The organism is Microbulbifer maximicatervae (SeqCode), from assembly GCF_052467695.1.
Genome location: NZ_CP174320.1, coordinates 1036093 through 1061023, shown reverse-complemented (window position 1 = coordinate 1061023; position 24931 = coordinate 1036093). Strand labels below are relative to the sequence as shown.

23 protein-coding genes are annotated in these 24931 nt (G+C 49.2%); 12 read left to right on the top strand and 11 right to left on the bottom strand.

The genetic code is table 11. From position 1 onward, the window contains the following. The first annotated feature begins 82 nt into the window (after positions 1-82). The 7 genes from ACJJI8_RS04495 (at position 83) to ACJJI8_RS04465 (ending at position 5225) form a co-directional block, all read left to right on the top strand. Positions 83-745, top strand: coding sequence for a fumarylacetoacetate hydrolase family protein (locus ACJJI8_RS04495; RefSeq protein WP_444934406.1), 663 nt, complete (start codon positions 83-85; stop codon positions 743-745). Between the two features lie 86 nt (positions 746-831). Next, positions 832-2340: an aldehyde dehydrogenase gene (locus tag ACJJI8_RS04490; protein WP_444934405.1), complete on the top strand. Its 1509-nt coding sequence runs from the start codon at positions 832-834 to the stop codon at positions 2338-2340. A gap of 269 nt (positions 2341-2609) precedes the next feature. Beyond that, complete coding sequence (locus ACJJI8_RS04485; RefSeq protein ID WP_413663646.1) at positions 2610-3008, top strand: hypothetical protein; 399 nt, start codon at positions 2610-2612, stop codon at positions 3006-3008. 96 nt (positions 3009-3104) lie between these two features. Further along, positions 3105-3416 (top strand): putative signal transducing protein, encoded by a 312-nt coding sequence (locus ACJJI8_RS04480; RefSeq protein ID WP_444895823.1) that lies wholly within the window; start codon positions 3105-3107, stop codon positions 3414-3416. Then, positions 3358-3849 carry a VOC family protein gene (locus ACJJI8_RS04475; RefSeq protein ID WP_444934404.1) on the top strand — a complete coding sequence of 164 codons (492 nt, stop codon included), beginning with the start codon at positions 3358-3360 and terminating at the stop codon, positions 3847-3849. The genes ACJJI8_RS04480 and ACJJI8_RS04475 overlap by 59 nt, the downstream gene beginning before the upstream one ends. Positions 3850-3990: 141 nt before the next feature. Beyond that, entirely contained in the window at positions 3991-4377 is a 387-nt protein-coding gene (locus ACJJI8_RS04470; protein WP_444934403.1) for a SpoIIAA family protein, read from the top strand. An 89-nt stretch (positions 4378-4466) separates the two neighbouring features. Continuing rightward, positions 4467-5225, top strand: a complete 759-nt coding sequence (locus ACJJI8_RS04465) for a TerC family protein (protein ID WP_444934402.1) — start codon at positions 4467-4469, stop codon at positions 5223-5225. A 62-nt stretch (positions 5226-5287) separates the two neighbouring features. Here ACJJI8_RS04465 and ACJJI8_RS04460 read toward each other — a convergent pair whose 3' ends face one another. The 9 genes from ACJJI8_RS04460 to ACJJI8_RS04420 all read right to left on the bottom strand — a co-directional run bounded on the left by ACJJI8_RS04460 (position 5288) and on the right by ACJJI8_RS04420 (position 12061). Next, entirely contained in the window at positions 5288-5740 is a 453-nt protein-coding gene (locus ACJJI8_RS04460) for a phosphate-starvation-inducible PsiE family protein (RefSeq protein ID WP_282930894.1), read from the bottom strand. A gap of 55 nt (positions 5741-5795) precedes the next feature. Beyond that, positions 5796-6392, bottom strand: coding sequence for a lipase family alpha/beta hydrolase (locus ACJJI8_RS04455; RefSeq protein WP_444911710.1), 597 nt, complete (start codon positions 6390-6392; stop codon positions 5796-5798). 213 nt (positions 6393-6605) lie between these two features. After that, positions 6606-7535 (bottom strand): alpha/beta hydrolase, encoded by a 930-nt coding sequence (locus ACJJI8_RS04450; RefSeq protein WP_444934401.1) that lies wholly within the window; start codon positions 7533-7535, stop codon positions 6606-6608. A 99-nt stretch (positions 7536-7634) separates the two neighbouring features. Further along, a complete protein-coding gene (locus ACJJI8_RS04445; protein ID WP_413663639.1) occupies positions 7635-8453 on the bottom strand; it encodes a DUF5694 domain-containing protein in 819 nt (272 codons plus the stop codon). Between the two features lie 261 nt (positions 8454-8714). Continuing rightward, a complete protein-coding gene (locus ACJJI8_RS04440; RefSeq protein ID WP_444911708.1) occupies positions 8715-9176 on the bottom strand; it encodes a YccF domain-containing protein in 462 nt (153 codons plus the stop codon). 214 nt (positions 9177-9390) lie between these two features. Then, on the bottom strand, positions 9391-9915 hold the full coding sequence (locus ACJJI8_RS04435; RefSeq protein ID WP_444934400.1) for a hypothetical protein: 525 nt from the start codon (positions 9913-9915) through the stop codon (positions 9391-9393). Between the two features lie 291 nt (positions 9916-10206). Beyond that, a complete protein-coding gene (locus ACJJI8_RS04430) occupies positions 10207-10443 on the bottom strand; it encodes a hexameric tyrosine-coordinated heme protein (protein ID WP_444911706.1) in 237 nt (78 codons plus the stop codon). 82 nt (positions 10444-10525) lie between these two features. Further along, complete coding sequence (locus ACJJI8_RS04425; protein WP_282930901.1) at positions 10526-10903, bottom strand: PH domain-containing protein; 378 nt, start codon at positions 10901-10903, stop codon at positions 10526-10528. A gap of 231 nt (positions 10904-11134) precedes the next feature. Beyond that, positions 11135-12061, bottom strand: coding sequence for a LysR family transcriptional regulator (locus tag ACJJI8_RS04420; protein ID WP_444934399.1), 927 nt, complete (start codon positions 12059-12061; stop codon positions 11135-11137). 161 nt (positions 12062-12222) lie between these two features. Between ACJJI8_RS04420 and ACJJI8_RS04415 the strand changes: the two genes are divergently transcribed. The 3 genes from ACJJI8_RS04415 to ACJJI8_RS04405 all read left to right on the top strand — a co-directional run bounded on the left by ACJJI8_RS04415 (position 12223) and on the right by ACJJI8_RS04405 (position 16106). Beyond that, positions 12223-13668 (top strand): NAD-dependent succinate-semialdehyde dehydrogenase, encoded by a 1446-nt coding sequence (locus tag ACJJI8_RS04415; RefSeq protein WP_444934398.1) that lies wholly within the window; start codon positions 12223-12225, stop codon positions 13666-13668. A gap of 126 nt (positions 13669-13794) precedes the next feature. Further along, positions 13795-15108, top strand: coding sequence for an omega-aminotransferase AptA (gene aptA, locus ACJJI8_RS04410; RefSeq protein ID WP_282930904.1), 1314 nt, complete (start codon positions 13795-13797; stop codon positions 15106-15108). Between the two features lie 413 nt (positions 15109-15521). Beyond that, positions 15522-16106 (top strand): HdeD family acid-resistance protein, encoded by a 585-nt coding sequence (locus ACJJI8_RS04405; RefSeq protein WP_444915288.1) that lies wholly within the window; start codon positions 15522-15524, stop codon positions 16104-16106. Between the two features lie 96 nt (positions 16107-16202). On the opposite strand, the gene ACJJI8_RS04400 is transcribed toward ACJJI8_RS04405, so the two are convergent. Together ACJJI8_RS04400 and ACJJI8_RS04395 are read right to left on the bottom strand one after the other, a co-directional pair. Next, positions 16203-18941: a M1 family metallopeptidase gene (locus ACJJI8_RS04400; RefSeq protein WP_444934397.1), complete on the bottom strand. Its 2739-nt coding sequence runs from the start codon at positions 18939-18941 to the stop codon at positions 16203-16205. Positions 18942-19070: 129 nt separating this feature from the next. Further along, positions 19071-20621 carry a CocE/NonD family hydrolase gene (locus ACJJI8_RS04395; RefSeq protein ID WP_282930907.1) on the bottom strand — a complete coding sequence of 517 codons (1551 nt, stop codon included), beginning with the start codon at positions 20619-20621 and terminating at the stop codon, positions 19071-19073. Between the two features lie 326 nt (positions 20622-20947). Here ACJJI8_RS04395 and ACJJI8_RS04390 point away from each other — a divergent pair, with 326 nt between their 5' ends. Together ACJJI8_RS04390 and ACJJI8_RS04385 are read left to right on the top strand one after the other, a co-directional pair. Further along, positions 20948-22450 carry a hypothetical protein gene (locus ACJJI8_RS04390; RefSeq protein ID WP_444934396.1) on the top strand — a complete coding sequence of 501 codons (1503 nt, stop codon included), beginning with the start codon at positions 20948-20950 and terminating at the stop codon, positions 22448-22450. A gap of 227 nt (positions 22451-22677) precedes the next feature. Further along, entirely contained in the window at positions 22678-24885 is a 2208-nt protein-coding gene (locus ACJJI8_RS04385) for a transporter substrate-binding domain-containing protein (protein WP_444915292.1), read from the top strand. The last annotated feature ends 46 nt before the right edge of the window (positions 24886-24931 follow it).

Below are 24931 nucleotides of genomic sequence, written 5' to 3'. Positions count from 1 at the left end.
AATTTTGGCGAAGGCGCGATCATAGCACATGCAGCCTCCAAGGCTTTATTCGAAATTTCTATCCTAACTATCTTGTTTATCTATGTACCAACATCAATTTACCTGTGGCAGTGAAGTACCGTTTGGTTTGGGGAAGGTTGTCTGTGTGGGACGCAATTACGCAGACCACGCGGCGGAGTTAAATAATCCGGTGCCAGAAGAACCCCTACTATTTATCAAGCCGGCAACAGCTGCGGTACCTATGGTAGAAACCATCCATTTACCAGCGGGGCGCGGCAGTTGCCACTTTGAAGGGGAGCTTGCCCTGTTGATTGGTAAGCGCTTGAGTAATGCCAACGTGGCAGACGTCCCCGGGGCAATAGCAGGCTTGGGCCTCTCCCTGGATTTAACTTTGCGCGACCTCCAAACGAAGCTGAAAAAAGCGGGACATCCTTGGGAAAAGGCCAAGGGGTTTGATAAGTCATGCCCTCTTTCTCCCTTTGTGAAACTCGATTGGTTGCCGGACTGGGACAAGCTCAGCTATTCCCTATGGCTAAATGGTGAACTGCGCCAGCAGGGTAAAACCGAAAATATGCTGACACCAATTCTCGATCTGGTGGCCTATGTCAGCAGTTACTTTACGCTCGAACCCGGTGATGTGGTTTTGACGGGCACACCGGCGGGAGTGGGCGAATTACACCACGGCGATAATCTGGCGATGCAGTTGGAAGATGATTGGCTGCGTGTGGAAACGCAGGTTGCTTAATTCGCAACTATGATATGACTCTTTGATTTGTGATCACATTTTCGATATAACCGGGAAAACTATCTCCAAATTAAATGAGGTGTGTCATGTCAGCGAAAAATAATATCCCCCAAAACCTGCAGGAATGGCAGGCTCAGGCGGCCTCACTGAAGATCGAGGGTCGTGCCTTTATCAATGGCAGCTATGTCGATGCTCTCTCCGGTGAAACTCGCGCCACTTTTAATCCCGCAAATGGTGAAGAGCTGGCGCAAATTGCCAGTTGCGGTCCAAATGACGCGGACTTGGTGGTAAAGGTGGCTCGGGAAACTTTCGAGTCTGGCGTTTGGTCGAAAATGCCGCCAATGCAGCGCAAAAAAATTATGGTGCGCTTTGCAGAGCTGATTGAAGAAAATCTGGTGGAAATTGCCCTGCTCGAGAGCCTCGATGCGGGTAAGCCGATTGGCGATACCATGGCCGTGGATGTCCCTGGAGCGGCCACTACGATTCGCTGGAGCGGTGAAGCAATCGACAAGATTTACGATGAGGTGGCCCCGACCGGCCCCGGTGAGCTGGGCTTGGTTACCCGTATGCCCCTGGGGGTGGTGGCCGCCATTGTGCCCTGGAACTTCCCTTTATCCACTACCGCTTGGAAACTGGGGCCGGCCCTGGCCACCGGCAACAGCGTTATCCTGAAGCCCGCGTCTAACACACCGCTGACCGCGATTAAGCTGGCGGGCCTGGCTAAGGAAGCGGGCCTGCCAGATGGTGTGTTAAATGTGCTACCGGGGCCGGGAAGTAGCTTGGGCAAGGCCTTGGGCCTGCATATGGATATCGATTGCCTGACCTTTACGGGTTCCACCGAAGTAGGCAAAACCCTGACCGAATACTCAGGTCAGTCCAACCTCAAGCGTACTTTCCTTGAGCTCGGCGGTAAAAGCCCGAATATTGTATTTGCCGATGCAGATCTGGATAAGGCGGCCGAAGCAGCGGCCCTGGCCATTTTCTACAACCAGGGGGAGACCTGTACCGCCGGGTCGCGTCTGCTGGTTGAAAAATCTATTGCCGATGAATTTATTCAAAAGGTGGCTAAAGCGGCAGAGTGCTTTAAGCCCGGGCATCCGCAAAACCCAAGTACCCGTATGGGTGCCCTGATCGATCGCAGCCAGTTTGATACGGTTGAATTTTACGTGGCCAAGGGCCTGGAGCAGGGTGCCCAATTGGTTTGCGGCGGCAAACCGGTAGATGAAGTAGCAGGCGGTTACTACTATGAGCCAACGGTATTTCGCGGTGTCACCGGTGACATGACGATCGCCCGTGAAGAAATCTTTGGCCCGGTACTGTCTGTTATCGAGTTCGAGACAGAGGAAGAAGCACTCGCCATTGCCAACGACTCAATCTACGGCCTGGCGGCGGGTATCTGGACCAATAACCTGGGGCGTGCCCACCGTATGGCCCGGGATATATACGCCGGCTCTGTTTGGGTAAATAACTATTTTGGCGGTGATATCACCGTACCATTTGGCGGTTTTAAGCAGTCTGGAAATGGCCGCGATAAGTCGCTACACGCGCTGGATAAGTACTGTGAACTCAAGTCCACCTGGATTGATTTGAGTTAGCTTCTCAGCTTTGAGGGCCGGATTCCCGGTCCTCATGCATTTTTCCCACTCACCCCGGAATTTCCACTAGACATACAGGGCTCCGGTGTAGTCAGTATTTATCTCCCTCTACCTTCATACCAGCTGCCGGATCGCCGCGCAGTGGATTTTCTGGCGTGAATTATCTAGTCAGCTATACCTAACTTATTGCCCTGAGAAAAGTTTGGGGCGACATTTTCAGGATATGAGTATTCCAGTTCACGAGTTTTATAGCGTGCAGGGGTGCTGATTTGAACAAAACTACCGTTCTATTCGTGGCTTTAAGTGCCATTGGTGCGACCTATGCCCATGCTGAAAAAGCGCCAATTTTTGGCGAAATAGCAGGGCTTGTTAGCGCAGAAAAAATTTATACGAGTATGTCTCACAATAACAATCTCAAGCAGAGGCAAAGAGAGTGGATCAGGCTATTTGTCAATCGTGGTGATCAAGTCAGAAAAGGGCAGAAAATTGCTGAGCATCGCAATAGAAAAGGAAAAGTTGTCCTTGAATATATTGCCAATCGCTCAGGCAGAATTCTATTGAACAGCCGTTCAGCAGTTGACTCCGTAGAGTCTATTCTGGAGATCATTACGGTTGGAGAAGAGAAATACTGTGAATATGAAAATTGTGGTTTGATCGGTGTGCGCTGAGAATTTTCAGGGATTGCCGGCTTGGCAGAAACCGGGTTTGTTTACAGATTAATAGCTGTGTAATCTGGGGATTCCTGATATTTGTGCGGCCCAATTATGAAACTTATTTATACCCATGAAAACCGCTTGTTGGTTGAGTTGGCAAAGAGTCGACTTGAAGTTGCGGGAATAAAAACACGATTAAAAAATGAATATGCCCAGGGGGCTACTGGTGAATTAGCCCCCAACCAGGTTTGGCCAGAATTATGGTTAGAGCGTGACCGCGATTTGGAGCGAGCCCGACAGGTCCTGGCTGAGGCTGAGGTGGATTCGAATAGCTGGTTCTGCCAGGCATGTGGGGAAGATAACGGTGCAGCTTTTGATTACTGCTGGCAATGTGGAGAACCCAAGCCAGCAGGAGCTGACTAAAGCGGAGTTTTGTGGGTCGCATATCACAATGCAAGTACTTCTCAACATTGATGTCGATGACTTAAACCGGGCGATCAATTTTTATCGAGATGCATTTGGCCTCTACGAAGGTCGCCGCCTGGGAACGGATATGATTGAGATGCTCGGTGGCACTGTGCCTATATTTCTACAGCAAAGGGATTCGGGGATCTGGCCGATAAACAGTAAAAAAAATATAGGTAGCTATGATCGGCACTGGACGCCGGTAAATATGGATATTGTTGTAGAGGATTTGCTTCTGGTAATAGAGCAGGTGGTCGATGCTGGTGGACAGATACAGGGTGAAATCCAGCAAAAAGAATGGGGAGTTAAGGCTTCATTAACTGATCCCTTTGGAAATGAGTTCTGTCTGGTACAGTTTGATGGCAGTGGTTCTGATACTATTAGCTTGTAAGAGAGTAGCCATTCAAATACTTAAATCTATCGCCTTTCAATTAATATGTTCTTGTTATCTTAACTCATCAATTCATGGCTTTTTCGATGATTAAAGTATGGATTATGTAGTGATAATTGGTAAAAAATTTACAGGTGTCTTATGACTGTTACGCCTCATGGTGTGTCTATCGGTTTGGAACAGAAATCCGAGTATATTTTCCTTACTGTGAAGGCCCGTGGTAAGTTGACCCATGATGATTACGAAACCATGGTGCCAATGTTGACCGCAGCAATAGAAAAAGTTGAGCACCCAAAAATAAACGTATTTATGGATGCTAGAGAATTGGAGGGGTGGGAGCCTCGGGCGGCTTGGGATGATTTTAAGTTGGGTATTGAATACGGCCGGGAGTTTAACCGGGTTGCCGTACTTTCAGATAAGCGCTGGCTAAAAGTCGCCGGAAAAGTAGGTAGCTGGTTTATTGGTGGTGAATATCGAACATTTGAATCAGAAACTGAGGCGAAAGCTTGGCTGGAGGAAGATACCTAGATTTTGAGGTGATAAAGCCAGAGTAGAAAAATAAAATATTTGTCCATTAAAGGCTCATTAAATAATAAATGATATAAGGATTAGACCGTATGTTTGAGTGGATAGCCAGTCCTGAGGCCTGGATAGCATTGGCCACATTGGCGGCCCTGGAGATAGTGCTGGGCATCGATAATATTATCTTTATCTCCATTTTGGTTGGACGGTTGCCTCCAAAACAGAGAGAGCCCGCGCGCTTTATTGGTCTTACCCTGGCAATGGTGACCCGGTTGGCTCTGCTTTTCTCTATTGTATGGATTATGGGCTTGGTCGAGCCACTATTTAGCATCTATGGCATGGAAATTTCAGGCCGCGATATTATTTTGGTTGGCGGAGGGCTGTTCCTAATCGCTAAAGCTACCCATGAAATTCACAATAGTCTCGAGGGCGAGGAGGAGAGTGCATCCTCGCTCGGCAGTGCAGGATTTTGGATGGTGCTACTACAAATTGCACTATTGGATATTGTCTTTTCCTTGGATTCTGTAATTACCGCTGTCGGATTGGTCGACGAGATTTCAATTATGGCAATAGCGATTATTCTGGCGGTAATCGTTATGTTGGTAGCGGCTAAACCAATCGGGGATTTTGTTGATCGTCATCCTACCGTTAAAATGCTGGCACTATCCTTCTTAATTATGGTGGGCTTAACTCTGGTGGTTGAAGGGTTTGATGTCCATGTACCTAAGGGATATATCTACTTTGCCATGGCGTTTTCAATGGCTGTGGAGTTCCTCAATTTACGTATGCGCAGTAAGAAAGCCCGTAAGACCCCACCGGTAAGGTTACATCACGCTCTACGTGAAGATAGTTAATATAGTGAGAGGGTGGAGGTGTTCCTCCACCCCGGATTACTGTCTGGTTTGCAATAGTACCCTTAGTTACTATTTTTAAGCTTCAATATTAAGTAAGTAAGGCCCAGCGCGAGAGTGGCAGTAGATAATCCCAAAAGTTCGCCAGCATTGACCTTATCCAGATCTAAAATAATAAATTTTCTGGATAAAGCCAAAATAGCAATAAGTACGACAACTTTGGTTTGAATAATACTCTGTTGACGTGTAACTACATATTGAAGTGTATGGCTAAATTCCAGTGCAATCAGTAAAGTAATAATCTCGCCAAATATTGTTTGAAATACTTTGTGGTCCAGAGGGTCCTGCATGCCCACCAGTAACATATTGTATACAGAATATCCCAATCGACTGATCGCGACTATTACGATTACAACAATAATAAAAGTCAAAATTAAGGCAATCAGGCTTTCAAATTTTCGATAGTAGTTGTGAATTGCCTTATCTGTAATCGAAGTTTTTTCTTCTGGGCTGTCCATGCCTTACTTCTCGTTAAACTCATAAAATTAAAGCTAGTTTCTGTCAGTGAGCTTCTTAATCCAGTCCTGATTTAATTTCCTGTTTTAGTAATGAAATTACCTTGCTACTTAGCGGCATCATTCGATGTAGTATCACTGGAACTTCGTAGGATGTTCCCAAGCCCAGGATAGCACTACTATGGGGCATAATGGTTATGTCATAGGGTGTCCAAATTGAAGCCGGCTCGGTAACCTCCAATTTTTGAATGCCTAAGTTCAACGCGCGTAAAAAATCACTGCCGATCCGCAATTGTTTCCCACCTTTGTAAGGAAGAAAGTTTGCCCAGTAACTACCATGGTGGGGAGAGGAAATTGATATAAATTTATGCACCCGCTCCAAACCATTAAGGGCTTGTAAATAATACCGAGCGATTATCCCTCCCATGCTGAATCCCACCAGGGTACAGGTAGTTTCTTTATCTACGATGTGCTCCAATTTTGCGAGAAGCTGGGACGAAAGGTGTTCCATACCATGCCAGCCGGAGTTATAGCGTAGGTGGATATAGTGTACGTCATAATTTTCGGCAGCTAATTCGTGCTGCATTCTAAGTAAGGAGGTTCCTCGATCAAAAATTCCAGGTATTAAAAGAACAGTTCGGCTTTTACGTTTCATTCTTGTCGCAGAAGAAGTGATGCGTTAGGAAAAGCTTCAATCGCAATAGTTATTTGTCTGCCAAAAACTATTGGGAGCTTGATAGAGAAGTGTAGTTGCAGAACTATTGTTGGATGCCACAAAGTAGCAAAGTAGTCTTAAGGGATAAGTTGGAATGCCGGCAACCATGTCTTTTATTTATATAGACGCCGGCATCTGAAATAAAAAAGTAATTCAAGCGTCTGTTTGAGGGTTTCCAAATAGAAATATTAATATTTCATCGAGTCTAGAATTCCATGATTTCTCATCATGGGCATGACCCTCAAATACTTGGGTTTGCCAATTTGAATAGGAATACCCTTTCTGGCGCATGATTTTATCCACAGCCCGTTGCAGAGGCGGGTAATAAGCATCCAGGGTTTCTGTACCATGGTCAAAATAAAACCGGTGACTTCCAGGCTTAGGTAAATTTGCCTCTAGATAGTCGCGAATAGCCTCAGCTATCGGTAGTTTGTCGTTAGGGTTAATCCCTGGCCAATGGGTGGATATAGCTGCAGCCGTAGAGAACACTTCGGGGTACTCTGTGACCGCATAGAGTGATATCAATCCCCCCATACTCGCGCCGGCAATAAAGGTGTCGCTGGGATCACTACTCACAGCGTAATGACTATCAATATAGGGTTTAACCTTGGCCACCAAAAATTGTAAGTAAAGATCCCCGCGCAATTTGGCTTGGTTAAATGGATGTTGGACCTGTGAAGGTTCTTTAGGTAAAAAACTCCGAGCTTTCTGGGGGAAGTAGTCACCGTGGCGAAGTGTCTCAATGTTATCGATAGCGACAACTATGAAGGGACGTACCTTCTTTTCTGCTATTAACCGAGAGGCGACTTCATCCATGCCCCACTCCTGACCATTCCAGGTGGTTTTACTGTCGAACAGCATCTGTCCATCGTGCATATAAAGGACGGCATAGGGTTTCTGTGTAGGATATTGATCAGGCAGCCATACATGAATTGGGCGCTCAGCAAGTCCTTCCAGTGTCAGGGAGGGAAGTGTTTCAAGCTTTCCTGCCGATACCTGTACTTCTTTAGGGGGTTCTTCAGCTGTACACGGTGGTATTAGACTGAAAAGAATACCGAATAATAAGGTCTTATAGATATCCATAGCGCCCTGCCTTTGGGGTGTAGATAAAGTTCTACTCTATCTATAAAACCAGTGGCAGGGCTCCTCCCCTAAGGGGCTGACTTTGGTGTTGAGCCTTCTTTAGAAATAACTGCGGACATCCCAGGTTTCACGTTTATCATCCAATTCGAGCATCGGTCTCATTATAGAGCTATGCCCCTGTCCACCTAGAACGAAAACTTTGGTACCCGGTTGGGCGACGGCTTGGATATTGGCATACATACGGAAGTTTCTGGACCACCATTTGGAGGATAGATCGGCCCCTATAAAGTTATCACCTTGGCCAACGTCATTGAGCATTATATAGGAGCCTAGGTTTACTTTGTCTTCGGCGGGGTCATTGTGTTTATCAAGAGCTTGCTCCAAGGTTGATGAGGCATACAAGTCATTGAAGCGTTTTCCCCAGGCTTCAAGGTAATCATCTATCAACTTTTTCCTCTCGGGAGAACTCTTCTCCAGATAGGATAAAAGCTCGCCGTAAGGAAGATCCTGATCCGAATCATAGCAATTTACTTTTGATAGGCCCGCCTTCTTGGCTACCCTAAATCCCAGTTGTTCGCTTTCTCCTATATTTAACTTATGCTCACCTTTAATATATTTGGCAAAGCGAAGGTTCATTTTGCTTTCGTCATTGGTGTGACATTCCAGAAGAACATGTGTTGGTGAGTCAGTGGCAATCCGTGAGGATAAGTCTTCCAAATAGTTTTGATTTTCTTCGGTATAAACATTAATAACTTGTGTTTTCACCATATCCTTACCGGGGTTGCTAAAATGAAAACTACCAAAAAGCATAACCTGTGCGGGCTCTGTATTTTTTACTGGATCCGCATAGGCATCCAGGCCAATAAGCCCCAAAGAAAGTATAATTGAGCCAGAGATTTGTCTTGCTATGTTTTTCATTAAATATCCTTATTTTATTATTTAGTTTCTATAGGTTGCCTAATTGCCGTACGAAATGAATAGCTCTGAATTTGATATTAATGGATGGATTCAAAATTGAATACCATAAATTAATCGTATCTACTTATAACAAAATTAATAGAGTGATTTTTCTGATCTGAAAGTTTTTATGATCGAGTTAATACGATGAGGCTTGAGAACTCAGGGCTATTTTAGTAATAGCCCCAAGTTGGTACGATATCATTGTTAATGTATGTTTACTTAAGTACCACTTCTTAATCTGGTCACTTCAACATCTGCATTACGCATTTTAGCGGAATGGGCTACTTCCTTGCTGACAATAGTCTTTCCTATCGGAGAGAGTGAAATTGCCGCAAGCTTAAGGTGCTGCAAACCAAAAGGTATACCAATAATGGTAATAAAACAGGCAATAGCATGCAGAAGGTGGCCAATAGCAAGCCAGATACCAGCCAATAGGAACCAGATAATATTTCCGACTAAACCAAAGCCGCTTGTCCCAATATCACCGCGCAGGGTGAGTTCTTCTCGGGAAATTGCCTCCTTGCCGAAAGGGAAAAAGGAAAATTTGCCGATTACAAAGCAGGCTCTTCCCCAGGGAATACCAATAATACTGATAAAGGCAATCAGCGAGCAAAACCACCAGCAGAGTCCCATAAAGACACCGCCAAGGATAAACCAGAGGAAATTTCCAAGTGTTCGCATAACTACCCCTACCAATTCGGTAAAATATATTAGTGAAAACGGTAATCTATAAATGTTACCGCAAATCCTAATCGCTATATCATTTCTTTAAATTACAGTAGTTAGACGCAAATGCCCACGCTTTGGATTCAGTTATGGGTATTTTTGTCGACCCTTGCGTGACTGATTAGTCAGATTGGTTGCCGGCTTGGGTTTTACCCGTTGGGTATAAAATTTACGGTATCAGCTCATTTGCCGGAGCATTACTATTTAGCAAACGATGACATTGACTACTTCCTGTTACCGGTAGACCTGACTGCAATATATCCAATTGATCCAAGACAGTCGCTTGGTCCCAGTAAATATGCTCAGAGCTGATTTTTCTATTGGAGAAGCTAATAATTCCCACATGGGGGACTGATAGCTTCTTCCCTGTTGCTTCGATACCAGGTGCGAACCAATCCATACGAATAGAATGGGTAAAATGAAGAATAAACTCATCGACTAAGCTGTCTTTGCCCACGGTGCGGGAAAGAAGCTGTAAATTTATATCTGCTGGCATTTGAGGAATAAATATTTCCCTATAAAATTTTCGCAGGGGTTCTTTTCCCGTTGCGCCGGTATTAACCGGTACATGAATTAATACGGGATTTTCTATCATGGTAGCAATTGCGGCGTCGGCATCTTTTAGATCAAATTCGGCCTCGGTATGGGATTCCCAAAGTTGAATTAAGTACTTTTCATCGTCATTGTATTCCATCTCATTCACCTTCCCATTTGAGGCGCAATATTACTAATCGTTGAGTTAATCTATCTTGTGCCAAAGGCAGTATCGCAATGTTTATAAATATCAATAAGGTCGAGAGCGTCAACAGTGAATATGACGATCTTGCAGCTATCTATCGTGATGGCTAATTTTTAGTACAAAATCAGAGTGCTTGTAGTACTAAAAGCCATAAATTCTTGAGGATAAGATGAAGGGGGATTGTTCGAAGCTTTACAGATCTAGAATGCGTTACCCGTTCCATAAAGATAACGCATTCTTAATCATTTAGCCGCGCCAGTAATTATTGGCTGCTGCAACGGTTTGGAAGTTAATGGCAACAACCTGAGAGGAGGCGATCAGGCTGTCTGCATTTTCCTCATAGGCGGACCTTAGCTTACCCCGTACTTCATCTGAAGGCTGGGTGTATTTTACTCCCATCCTGGATAGTTTCATTGCAAGTTCAAAGCCTTGTTGTGCATTTTCAGTAATTAGGCTTTCTAACCAGATTTGCGACATGGACATCCCTCTCTGCTATCGGGTTGATTGATAAAGTTGTGGGGGCTGCTGAGCCCCAGTTATTTTGTATATTTACTAAGGGTTGATATCAGTCCAATATGTATTGGCTGATATATTTGTTGAACTGAATAAGATCGAAAGAACCTCTTATTTCGAACCTTACCTTACCGATCTCGCTTAAATAAACTTCTATTTCACAGTCCAGATCAAAAGTGCCAGCGGTCTCAACAGAAAATGCTTGTATCTTGCTGAAAGGCAAAGAGGTGTAGTCTACTTTTGAGCCCGTGATACCCTGAACATTGGCGGCAATAATGCGTTTGTTGGTGAAAACTACCTGATCGCGAATAGTTTTAAAACCTGCAAAAATAAATTCCCCCTCGATCAGGAACTTATTAAAGTCATCCCTGGATTCAGAGATATCTATAGGCTTGAGTTTAAATACTGGTGAGTTTTTAAAATCTATCACGGGTTATCCCTGTAATTCTATTGGAGGAGGAGATTACCACTGTGGCGCATTAAGTTACAGATGATTTACTTTTTGGTTGTGTTTTTATGTTTAAATTTATTTAATTATTATGACAATTTCCACAATAAAGGACCGATCATAAGTAGTTGGTAATTTTTAAAATGCTTATCTCTCTATTTACTGGATTCTTGACTCGATTATTTCAGTATCACCAGGGATAAACAGCAGTGGCTATATCTGTCTATTGATTTGCAAGGCTTCCAAAAAAAGCTGCACAGCGGGATGAGTTGTTGCACTTTTTTTGAAGGTGACAGCATTTTGTATTTGGTAGTGAAACTTCTCCGGTAGCAGGGGGAGCAGGGTTCCTTCCCCGACATATCTGCGGGCCAGGTATTCCGGTAGGAAACCCACAAAGCATCCAGAAAGTATCATCGCCAACCTGGCCGCCATATGGTTGGCTGTGGATCGCTTGGGAAACAATCGATACAGGTGCGCCGCACCAGAGAGAACAGTATGACTGGGCGCAGCTAACTCCTGCAGGGTGAGTAGCTCCTCATCAATAGCTGACACCTGGGCACAGGGGTGGCTGTTACTGCAATAGAGAATCGATTGGTGATAAAACAGGGGTTGGTACTCCAGCCCCGGTCGGCGTGAGTGCAGGGGGTTGATACCGATATCGGCGCGGCCTGCGAGGATTTCCAGCTCGAGTTCCTGAGGGGCGGCCAGTTGTACTTCCAGGTGGAGTTGCGGGGCCTTCTCACGCAGTTGGGTGATAGTTCCGGGCAAGTTCAGTTGCGGTATTTCCAATACATCGTCGGGCATTACCAGGCGCAGGGTACCGGTGAGTTGGGATTGGATTGCATTGACCTGGCTTTTGAAGGTATCCAGGTGCCCATCGAGCTCCAAAATAGCCCGATACAAGGCCTCCCCCTCCGGGGTCAGTTTGAAGTCGGCCCTGCCTCGAGAGCGCAAGCACAACTGCATACCCAGCCGTGTCTCCAGGTCGGAGATATGCACACTGATCGTGGAGCGGCTGATATTCAGGGTGACTTCGGCAGGGGTGATGCCTCCGGCGTGCACAACCTCGCGGAAGACGCGCAACAGGCGCAAATCCATATCGCTGAGGCGGCCTCCCAGGGCGTTTTTGGTTTTGCTCATAGCTGCACTTCCTGGGGCGCTGAGATGGTTTCTGGCTGTAGATATAATTAAAGTTTGATAAATATAAACTTTAGTTGGAAAAATACTACTATTCTCCTCAGTCAGCTGCGGCCAGAATCGCCGCATACTACTAATAACATCTATTTACTAGGAATTTTCCTGTGAAACTTGCAAATTCGGACCTGTTGAAATTTCAGAACTATATAGCGGGCGAATGGCGTGACGCTGCCGCCACTGTAGATGTATGTGACCCGGCAAATGGCGAGCTGCTGGGCCGTGTGGCCGACGGTACCACAGAGGATGCCGAGGCGGCAGTGGCGGCTGCCAGTGAAGCCTTCCCGGCATGGAGCCGCCGTACAGCTGGTGAGAGAGCTGCGGTGCTCAAGCGCTGGTACCAGCTGATCGTGGATAACAGCGATGACCTGGCAATGATCCTTAGCCTGGAGCAGGGCAAGCCGGTAGCGGAAGCGAAAGGTGAGATTATCTACGGGGCTTCCTTTATTGAGTGGTTCGCGGAAGAGTGCCGCCGGGCCTACGGCCAGACAATCCCGACCCACAACCCGGCCATGCGCCTGAATACCATCCGCCAGCCGGTGGGCGTGGTGTCCTGTATTACTCCCTGGAACTTCCCCAACGCCATGATCACCCGCAAGGCGGGTCCGGCACTGGCGGCGGGCTGTACTGTGGTGATCAAACCGGCCCTGGAGACGCCACTATCTGCTCTGGCGCTGTGTCAATTGGCGGAAGAAGCGGGCCTGCCCAAGGGGACTATCAATGTAGTTACCGGCAGTGATTCTCCGGGAATTGGCAAGGTTCTGACCCAAGATCCCCGTGTGGCCAAATTCACCTTCACCGGCTCCACTGCTGTGGGCAAGCTGTTGATGTCCCAGTGTGCCAGCACCGTGAAAAAAATGTCCATGGAGCTCGGCGGCAACGCGCCGTTTATCGTATTTGACGATGCGGATATGGATACCGCAGTCAGCGCCTGTATGGCGACCAAATTCCGCAATGCTGGCCAGGTGTGCGTGGCCACCAATCGTATTTACGTGCACGAATCCGTGCACGATGAGTTTGTGGAAAAGCTGCGCGAGCAGGTTGCCGCCCTGAAGATCGGCCACGCTACCGAGGAAGGGGTCAATATGGGCCCGATGATCTTCCGCAGGGCTGTGGACCGGGTTCAAGGGCTGGTACAGGATGCGGTTGAGGCCGGAGCAAAAATTGAAATTGGCGGTGAGCAGCTGGCCAATGGCGATAACTTTTTTGCGCCAACCATCCTCACTGGAGTTACCGATACCATGCGTATCGCCCAGGAGGAAATTTTTGGCCCTCTGGCGGCGGTACAGAAGTTTTCCGATGAGGAAGATGTGGTTCGCCGTGCGAATGAAACGCCCTACGGCTTGGCGGCTTACGTGATGAGTGAAAACATTCGCCGAGCCAATCGTGTGGTAGAGGCGCTCGATTACGGCATGATTGCCTGTAACACCGGGGTTTTCTCCACCACTGTGGCACCCTTCGGTGGTGTTAAAGAGTCCGGTATTGGCCGCGAGGGCGGTGTCGAGGGTATGGCCGAATTTTACGAGACCAAATATTGCTGTTTCGGGGCCTGAGTCCCGGTCTGAACACAACTGGCCTGCGCTTGTCCTAGGTGACAAGCGCCCGAACCGATTTTCGGGAGCCTGTGGCTCCCCTACTTAAGAGTTTGAAACTTCAGGGAACTTGCGGAGATTAATACTATGTCTGAGATGCAAACCGATGCTTTCTGGATGCCGTTTACCCCCAACCGCACCTTTAAGTCTGCACCGAGAATTGTAGAGCACGCCGAGGGGATTTATCTCACGGAGAAAGGCGGTCGCCAGGTTATTGATGCGACTGCGGGTTTGTGGTGCAGTAATGCGGGTCACTGCCGTTCTGAAATTGCAGAGGCAATTTACCAGCAGGCAAAAACACTCGACTACAGCTCTATTTTTAATTTCGGCCACGAATTGGGTTTCGAATATTCCGAGCGTCTGGTAAAGCACACTCCCGATGGCCTGGACCATGTGTTCTTCGGTAATTCCGGTTCCGAGGCAGTTGAGAGCGCCCTGAAAATTGCCCTGCAATACCAGCGTGTACGCGGCAAGGGCACTCGCACTATGTTTATCGGCCGTGAGAAGGGTTATCACGGCGTAAACTTCGGCGGTATTTCTGTGGGCGGTATTCCTCCCAACTACCAGGGTTTCGGCCAGCCGGTGAAAGCCAACCATATGCGTCATACCCTGGACATTGAGCGCAATGCATTTAGTCGTGGCCTGCCGGAGCACGGTATTGAGTTGGCTGAAGACCTGGAGAGACTGGTAGCTTTCCACGGTGCCGACCAGATTGCCGCTGTGATTGTTGAGCCGTTTGCCGGTGCAGGCGGTGTGGTACTGCCTCCCAAAGGCTACCTGCAACGCCTGCGGGAAATTTGTGATAAGCACGACCTGCTGCTGATTTTTGATGAAGTCATCTCTGGCTGGGGCCGTACCGGCTCTGCATTTGCCTCCACGGAGTTCGGTGTGACCCCGGATATGATCACCTCCGCAAAGGGGATTACCAATGCCACAGTGCCCCTGAGTGCGGTATTTGTCAGCGATGAAATTTATAAAACCGTGATGAATGCGGCTCCCGATGGTGCGGTGGAATTCTTCCACGGTTATACCTACTCAGCACATCCGGTTGCCTGTGCTGCGGGTATGGCGACTTTGGATATTTACGAGCGCGAAGGCCTGTTGACCCGCGCTGCCGGTGAAATTGGTCAGCACTGGGAAAATGCCCTGCACAGCCTGGCTGACCTGGACAATGTGATCGATGTGCGCAATTACGGTTTAGTGGGCGCTATTGAGTTGCGCGCGCCGCAGGATCTGAAAGGGAAATACGGAGCTAAAGTCTCTGGTATGGCCTGGGAAGCTGGAGTGATGGCCCGCGGTATTGGCGATGCCCTGTGTATGTCCCCACCGCTGATTATCGAGAAGCACGAGATCGATGCTGTTGTGGATAAACTGCGTGGTGTGATCGGCGCTCTGGCCTGATTATACTATTGCGGCAGCCCGTTCGGGCTGCCGTTCTCTCCAAATTACTCTTGGGTCAGAAGGAAAGAATACACTTCTCTCGAGATGCGCTGTGTATACACCCCTATAAGCTCATAATCGCCATCCATATGCCTCATATGGTCCCCCGAGCGAAGTGTATTCTTTCCTTCCTGCCTTATTAGTTTTTTTCCCTTCCTCTCCTTTCATGACCCGCAGGGCAGTTTGCATAACTTCCCAATTGTCGTTTAGAGCTACACTGAAAATAGTGGCCTGCGGCGCGGTCACAGTCTTTGCAGAGTCGACTGCCTGGCCGCGCTCGTAGGCTGCCTTTAAAAACCGCCGGGGGAAAATTCAATTCCCTGGTGGTAAGGGACTCTTCAATATGGAAAGTTACTCAACCTGGGGACTTTTCTATGCCCGCTGACACTCCTCCCCTGGCGACCGGACCCATTTTGCAGGTGTTGTCTGCAAACTGGTGGCTACTCCTGCTGCGCGGTATTGTCGCGGTGATTTTTGGCGTGCTGACTTTTGTCTGGCCGGGATTGTCCCTGTTGACCCTGGTGCTGCTTTTTGGGGTTTACGCTTTTCTGGATGGTATTTTTTCCCTGGTTGCAGCGGTGATGGGGCGGCATAAGTCCACTCCACTGTGGTGGTTGATTGTCTCGGGGCTGATCAGTTTGGCCGCGGGAATTGTGACTTTTATTTTCCCGCAGGTTACCGCTTTAGTGTTGGTGATTTTTATCGGTGCCTGGGCCCTGGTGCGGGGTATCTTTGAAATTGTCGGTGCTGTTCGCCTGCGCAAGGAAATTGATAACGAGTGGCTGCTGATCGCCATTGGTGTTCTCTCGGTGATTTTCGGAATTGCAATTTTAGTCAGCCCCGGGGCCGGTGCTCTGGCGTTGCTCTGGGTAATCGGTGCCTATGCGATTATTTTGGGGCTGCCATTGATCTGGTTATCTTTCCGACTGCGCAAGCATAATAAATCCGCTTCTTCATAACCGTTTAACTCAAATACGCTCAGTAATAAAAAAGGCCGGTATGACTTAGTAATACCGGCCTTTTCGAATTGCTATTTAAATAACAACTTCTGTTTTTTATTGCTTAGCGGCGAGATTGACTGCCTTCGGCAATGCCCCCATTAACGCTTTGCCTTTTTTCTCCAGTGCCATACACAGCTGGATTCGCTCCTCGGCTTGCGCGAGGCTGCGCTGGTACCCGGGGGCTAAATCACCTTGCTGGGCAAAGAGTTGTTGCAGTTCGCCCAGGTGCTGTTTATCGCAGAAGGCAGCGGCAAGTGATGGGGTGCGGCGGCGGATCTGGGCCGGAATCTTATCTACTACCTTGTCAAAGTTCTGTTGCAGCCACTCCCAGTGCTGTTCCTGAACCCTGGGCTGGGCCAGGGCGTAATGGATCAGGCCAAATGATTCTCTCGGCCCCATTTCGTCGCTGAGCGCTAATGCTTGAATGGTTTCCACTTGCTTGGGATTGTTGCTGGTACCGATGGCATTGGCACTGGCATTTTCAAAGCGGGGATCATCCAGCTCGGAGCGGACTTTGATCAGGTGTGCGAGGAAATCTTCCCCTGCATCCTGTACTGCCACACTCAGGGCTGCCTGGTATAGGTCAGAGCTTAACGCCTTCGCATCCCGTTCCTGTTTAAAGCCGGTAAAGGCGGTTGCCATTTCCTGTAACTGCTTGCGCGAGTCAGGATCTTCTGCAACTTGCGCCATAAAGGTTAGCAGGTCGCTGTGCAGCATCTGCTGGTCGCTATCACTGCTATTGGCGCTGCGATTTAGTATCGGCAGGTATAGGTTCTGGGCAAAATTCAGGAATGCAGAGCGCTGGGATTCAACCAGGTAGTTATCCCGGTACTTCTGCAGGTAGCGCAGTGGCATGGTGATAACCTGGCGCTTGTCCGCCGCTGCGGATTTGCGCACTACTTCCAGCAGTGGTGCCGCAGTGAGATTGCCGGCCTCGAAAGCTGAGAAGGCGCTGTCGATAATGGACAGCTGCTCAGTGGCAGAGAACTGGGCAAATTGTTTAATTAGTGCCTGCCACTGCGCCTTGGGAAGGTTCCAGCGGTAGTAGCCGCTGCCCTGAGCATTGGGCATTACCCAATTTGGGCAGGCACCGTCGGTAATCTCCAGGGTTTCCTTTGGCTCAGTCAGGATCTGGCACTGCTGCACGCCGCTATTGGTGCTGAAGCAGAAGGGGATGCTCCATTTATCGCTAGCGTCGGCGATAGGGGAGCCGAGTGGCTTGTAACGGCTCTGCTGAACCACTAGCGAGGCCTTGCCGTCGCTATTGCAGTCCATGGCGATATCCAGTTGTGGAACCCCTTTTTGCTCGACAAAGCTGCGGAAAGTCTCGGTCAGTTCCGGGGTGTTGGTTTCCTGGCCGATCACTTTGTAGAAGGGTGGTGAGTCGGCCACGCTGTCGGAGAAGGTTTCCAGGTAGCGCCCCAGTGCCGGGCGGAAGTTTTCCGCTCCGAAATAGGTGTCCACCATGTGGATAACGCCCAGGCTCTTCGAGTAGGTGATCGAATCGTAGGCGTTGCGAATATTGTTGTTGTCCGCGATGGGCTCACGAATGGCGCGGGTACTGGCCAGGGAGTCCAGCTGCATGGCGCCGATCGCATAAGTCGCTGCGTTGAGGTCGTGCCCCTCTTCAGGTTCCATAATGGTGAGGGCCAGCGCCTCCCCCCAGGTAGCAAAACCTTCCTTCAGCCACAGGTCGTCCCACCAGGGAGGGGTGACCTGATTGCCAAACCACATATGGGCAATTTCGTGCGCATGAACTTCTACGAGAGCCAGGCGGGTGCCGGGAGCCGGGTTGTTGCCCACCAGGATACGCTGTTCGCGATAAGTAATTGCCGCAGACAACTCAGTAGCGCCACTGGGCCACTGGGGGGCGGCAATAATGTCCAGCTTCTTGAATGGGTAGGGGCGTTGCAGCTGGGTCTCGAAGGTCTCCACCATTTTGGGGGTGATATCGAGGATGTAGTTCATATCCTCACCGCGACCTTTACGGGCGAAGCCGCGCAGGGGTATGGGGTCTTTGCGGTACTTGCTCGGCGGTATGGCTGGGCGCTCAACTTGGTCAAAGGGGCCGACAGACAGGGACAGCAAATAGGTTGACATCGGTGGTGTGGTGGCGAAAGTGACTTTCTCCATGCCGTCACCTGCCGCTTCGCGCTTCAGCTCGGGCCCATTGCTAATCGCTGCGTAGCCTTCGGGTATTGTCAGGCTGACGGTAAAGGGCGCTTTCAGGCCTGGCTCGTCGAAACCGGGTAAATACTTGCGGGCTTGGATCGATTCGGATTTTGCCAGGGCATAGGCATCGCCCTGTTCCTCGACCTTAAAAAGCCCGGCCAGGTTGCGATCAAATGCAGCACTGTAGTCGATGTGCAGTTTGAAACTGCCCGCATCGATCTTCTCCGCAAACTCTACTGCGGCAACACCACTGTCCAGTACTTCCCGGTATTCGGCCGGAATCTGGCGGCCGTCATCGAGCTGTGCGTAGACTTCGCGCACATCCAGGTTTTTGCCATGCAGCCAAATATGTCGGGCACCTTCCGCCAGCTGGATATCGATATCCACCTTGCCGGTGAAGGTGTCTTTGCGCGGGTCCAACACCAGCTCCAGCTGGTAATCCAAGGGGGTAGTGCCCTCGGGTAGGCGCCCTTCGGGAGCCTTATCAAAATCGAGGCCTTTAGCCTCGACTTCCTGGGCAGTATTGGTTTTTGCTGGTTCCGATGCTTTTTCTGCGGGGTTACAACCTGCTACTGAGAGCAGGGCCGCAGTTAGCAGGGCGAGCGGGATGTTCTTTTTCATGGTAGGGGGAGCACTCAGCCAAAAGGCTGATTGTACCGCTTTGGAGAAAAATTACGCGATGCAAATAGTTGGACTGGGGGGAAGGTGGGAGGAAACCCGGCAGTGAACGCCGGGCTTCTGTGGGGAGACCTACAGGTGCGGTACGGTCAGGCTAGAGACCTTGCTGCTGCTGTAGGGCACTGTGATGGTGTAATTGGTATTTTCCGGCTTCTGGTAGATATAACCCTGAGTATCGATGGCCAATACTACACGGTGGCCAACCGGGACATCGTAGCTGGTGGTGAAAAAGTCCACTTCGAACTTTTGTTTTTGCCCAGACTTGTCTGAATGCAGGGTAATGGGGGCGTGAGTTATCAGGCGCCCTAATCCCAGCGGACCCACATCGTAGAGGTGCACGTTAAGTTGCACTTCTTTTTTGCTGGGTTCCACCCACATTTCGAGTTTGGGTTCGCCGCGAATCTTCAGGGTTTCCCACTGAATCGGTGATTTGTACTCGATGGCGTAGTAGCCGTTGATAGCGATCATGGGCGCGTAAACGGGGATACCGAAGCCCTCCAGTGCATCGGAAACCAGCGGGATACCTGTGCCTGCAAAGGTATCTGAGCCGCCGTGGAATTCATTACTCCAGCTCCAACCGTCGTACTTGTCGCTCTCCATTTTTGCATTGTTAAACATGGTAAAGCGTGGCTGCAGGTACCAGGTGGTGCTTTCGTCTGTTACCGGGTAGTCCTCGAATTGCTCCAGCTCATTGCTGATACGCACAGTCATATCCACCTTGGGTTCGGTGTCGATCCCGTTGTCCTCGCCTTTAAGGTGGTGGTCGAACCAGCGGAAACTGGTGGACCAGATATGGCCATTGTTACCGGTAAGAGTCTCGGTAATCGCGTGGGTGCCGGGGTTTAGCATGAGTTTCTTGGGCCCTTCGAGCAGGGAGTAGAAATCGGTCATGCTATTTGGCTTAAACAGGTAGTCGGCGAAATTGTTTGAGAGCAATACCGCTGTGCCGTTTTGATTGATTTCGTCCACGTAACTCATTGCGGAGCGCTCAGCACCGAAATTAATTACCTGTTCCATATTTTCGCCGTCGCGCAGGTTGCTCCATACCTGCTCGAGTTCGGCCTCTTTCTGGAAGGCCGTAGTAACAAGCAGCGTGCCCCAAACCAGGTTGACGGTTTCATTGGGGTACAAAGCTTCTACTACATCTGCCCAACCGGATAGCGCAGCTACTGCATCGACGCGAGGGTGCTTGGCAGCACTCAGTAGTGAAATTCCACCGCCGTAGGAAATTCCGGCCATACCCAGCTTGCCCACCGGGTAATTGGTTTCCAGCCAGTCGATCAGGACTCCCACATCGTTAAGGCTGTTATCCCCTGCGACGTCAACAAGTCCTCCTGAGTGCCCAAATCCCCGGGTGGAGTAGCTGAGCACCAGGTAGCCGTTTTCTGCCAGCTCTTTGGCCTGGAAGTGGTACTGGTGCTTCTCCAGCCCCCAGCTGTTGGTAAAAATAACGGTGGGGTAACCGTCTGCTGGTGCAGGCGTCTCCGGGATAAATAAGTTCGCATCCAGGACCGTACCGTCAAAAGAAGTAATATCCACGTCGGCGATATATTCCGGTGCCGACCAGGCATGAGCAGACATTAGGGCGCCGCCAAGCAGCGCCAGTAGTGGCTTGGTATTCATTAGTTTTCTCTCATCTGATGAAATCATTATTATTTTTTTGACCAGGATTCCCTCCTTGGTCGACCCCGTACTATAGGAGTTCATCCTAGTTTTGTACGTAAACAGGGCTAAATTTGAGACGTTTGTCTCGCTTCATGTCGCAATCTGCTGCAGAAAACTGTTTGTGAACAGCTATCTATTTTGTGTCTTTCCGGTCACACAAAAACAGGCGAAAAGCCGTTTTGTGATCAAATTGATCTTTTTTTGATCAGTGAAAACCGGTACTGTGTCGTCTTCGCTAATCAGCTAGGGAGGGCTTCAGCAACAATGACTCGGTGGCCCGAACTATGGTTTCTCGTTCAGTTGTTCTATTAGTACTTTGTTTCGGATTTATCGCTTCAGCTTACGCCGCGCCGCGTGGTTTGGGGGAGGTGACCTGGTATGAAGTCGACAGTGATAATTTTCGCGTGATTACCGACGGTGATCCCAACGCAGTCAAAAGTCTGGTAGCAGACCTGGAGCGCTATCGCGCAGTGGCCTTGGAGCTACTCGATGCAGATCCAAAAAGCGAGCGATTAACTATTTATGCGGCCGCAGACCGGGACACCTATGCAAACCTGGTGGGTGTTGAGCTGGCGGATATGACCAACGGTTTGTTCGATACCTCTGCGGAGGGTAACTATGCCCTGGTAAACCTGGATGGTCGCAGCGTTGAGAGGCAGCTCAAAGCGCGCGAATTCCTGTTCCACGAATACACCCATTTTCTGAGCTATAACGGCAACACTACCCACTACCCCTATTGGTATAGCGAAGGGTTTGCTGAATTTATGGCAACCATGTCATTCCCGGAAAAAGGCACCTACGAAATTGGCTCCATTCCCAGCGAACGGGCCATGACCCTGATGTATACCGGGCTTATGCCGCTGGAAGACCTGTTGCGCGCGACGGTGTACAACACCGATGCAGACGAAAAGGCGGATGTCTATGCCGGAGGTTGGATTCTGTCTCACTGGTTGATGATGAAAAGTGGCAAGCAGGATAATTTCGATAATTTCGTCAAAGCCTATAACGATGGTGCCGACCCAGTACTTGCCCTGGAAGAAGCGCTGGGGATGTCGGTGAAAGAAATCGAAAAGGCCTATGTAGCCACTTATAAGGCGGATAGCTTTGAACATTTTAGTGGCGCTATCCCCGCGGACTTTAAAGAGGCCAGCCCTACGATTAAACGCCTCAGCAAAAGAGAGTCGGTGAGTATCCTGGCTGGATTTATCGCCCAGTCCGGTTACAACCTGCTGGCCTTGGATGAGTTGATTGAGTATGCCTACAGCACGGGTATTTACAGTACTGAGCTGGCTGCGATTAAAGCGAGTGCCGATCTGCGATTGGGTAATTTCCCCCAGGCTAGCCACCTTTTGGCCAGTGTCCCCACTAAGGACCGAGGCCAGCTCTGGTACTTGAGTGCCCATGCCTGGTTAACGGTTAATCAGCAGGCGGTGGCGCCCGGTAGTAAGCGGGACCTTCGCAGCCTGAAAATGGCGCGGGAAGAGTTCGACTTTCTGGTGAAGGAAGAACCGAGAAATGCATCTCACTGGTTTGGCCTGGCGATGGCTATGGAGATGCTGGATTACCCCCGAGAGGAATATCTGGAAAAGCTGGAGCAGGCTTACAAGCGTGCCCCCCGTGAGCTGCATATTGCCCAGTGGCTGGCAGAAGAGCTCTACCAAAAGAAAGATGCGGAGTATTTTGCCCGAGTGGCGAAGCCGCTGATGTTCGAGCTCCCAGACGAGGAGCAGAACAAAGAAATAAAAATGAGGTTGGCAGAGCTGAAGGGCAAACCCAAGTCATCATAGCAACCATAAGAGCGCTCACTGAATAAAAAAGGCTTGTCACTCTGTGTAAGAGACATCCGACATTCGCCAACGTATATTTGCCCGGCAATTGACTTTGCCGGGCTTTTTTTTAGGGGATAATTTCCCAGCAAACTGGTACGATTTCTGTAACAGCGGCAATTCCATATTGTGAAGCATAGCGTGCGCGTTAAGGGTAATGCTTCTCATAGAATAAGAAAGGGTGCACTGTGAGCAGAAAACGGTTTTTCGTTATATTTCCGCTATTTGTCTTAATATTGCTGCTTGCCGCATGCGAAAGTAATAGAGATCCTGTTGTAGAAAACTCAAAGGTTTTAACGGAATCTCCCCAACAACCGATACCAACGCCGCAGAATAAACAGCCCGCAAAGCCACAGTTTGAAAATTATGTAGAGCAAGGAGATTTGCCAGCCCTGTTAGAGAGAGGTGTATTGCGCCTGTTGGCCCCAAGGGGCCCCCAGGAGAGCGCCTTACCACGAGAAGGACTACCTGCAACAGAGTGGCGAAAACTTGCGGAAAATTTTGCTCGTAGCCGCGGATTAAAGCCTCAGTGGGTTTACGTAGATAACTTTTCCGATTTAATTCCGGCGGTTATTGATGGACGTGGGGATGTAATCGCCACCAATTTTTCCCGTACCGAAGAACGCAAGTTATTACTGGGTTTTACCCGCCCATTACAATATGTTGATGAGTTGCTAATTACTCATAAAGAGTTCGAGGTGGAAGAGGCTGTGCCCTTACAAGTCGTGCTGCGGCGGGGCAGTGCATTTGCTGAAACCCTGGAGCAGCGAGCCGATACGGAAAATTACAGAATCACTTACCTCGATAAGCCGGTTGCAACCAGCGAGCTTATCGCGGCTGTAGCAGCGGGTGAATATCCCGCAACAATTATTGATAGTAATTTGGCCGATGTACTTCTAACTGATTACCCTCAACTCACAGCCACCACAGAACTCGATTCCCGCAGGCCTATCGCTTGGGCTGTACGCAAAAATGCTATCGCTTTGAGGCGTGAGTTGAATGAGTTCTTTACAGCAGAATTGGTATTGGCCAGTCAAAACCGAGAGCAGCCACTGAGAGATTGGCAGGCGATAAAGGAGAGCGGAACTTTAAGGGTGCTTACTCGCAATCACCCCGCTTCCTACTTTATCTGGCGCGGTGAGTTGATGGGGTTTGATTACGATCTGCTAAGGAAGTTTGCCCGTGACCATAAATTACGTCTGAGCATGGTTGTGCCCGATAAAGACCAGGATTTGGTCGAGGCATTGAATGATGGAATGGGAGACATGATTGCTGCATCCCTAACTGTTACCGAGGCTCGCCGCCAGCAGGGATTGGTATTTTCCAAGCCTTATATGACAGTTACGGAACAGGTAGTAGCCGCAAAATCAAATGTGCCTGATAAAGAGCTGCCCCTTCCAGAGAACCTGCTTTCTGGGCAAACAGTAGTGGTTAATCCCACCACGAGCTATCACGAGAGTCTGGTCAAAATAATGGAAAAGCAGCACGGGCAGGATATGGTGCCGCTACAGATCCATCGTCTAAAAAGCGCTACCAGTGAGTTTCTTATTGATGCAGTAGCCAGGGGTATTTTTCCCTATACCGTAGTTGACTCACACTTGGCCGCCATTGAAAGCACTTACCGGGATGACTTTACTGTAGTGGGGGAGTTGCCAGGGGAGCGAGATATCGCCTGGGCCGTTCGAACTGGCCAACCGGAATTACTGGAACAACTGAATAACTTTCTGAACAAGCACAATCGGGACCTGTTCTTTAACGTTACTTACAATAAATATTTCAAGGAGCAAAAGCGTATCCTACAACATCAAGGGCAGCGCCTGCGCAGCACTGATGAACTATCGCCCTTTGATCCCATAGTAAAGAAATATACTGAGGCTACCGATCGGGATTGGCGTATGGTGGTTGCGCAGATGTATCAGGAGAGTCAATTTAACCCCCAAGCTCGCTCCTTTGCCGGTGCTCAGGGCTTGATGCAGGTATTACCTCGGACTGCACGACAGATGGGAGTTAACAATTTGTATGATCCTGAAAACGGTATCCGCGCAGGTGTATCTTATCTGGGGTGGTTGGATAAACGTTTTCCTGAAAATATACCCCTAGAGCAGAAGATCTATTTTACCCTGGCTGCATATAATGCGGGTCACGGCCATGTCAGGGATGCCAGAACGTTAGCCCGACGACTGAAGTGGGACCCTAACCAGTGGTTTGGCCATGTTGAAGAGGCCATGTTGCTGTTGTCCCAGCCTGAATACTATCGCGATAGTCGTTTTGGTTACGTGCGCGGCAGGGAGCCAGTTAATTATGTGCGTGAGATACGGGATAGATATATTGGATATTTAGGAGTTGAGCGCCATCAGAACTATACAGATATTGATGGCGGCATTGCTCCCGATTAATTAATGCATCCCATCAGTGGGCCTCTGCAAGCCAGAGGCATTGTGG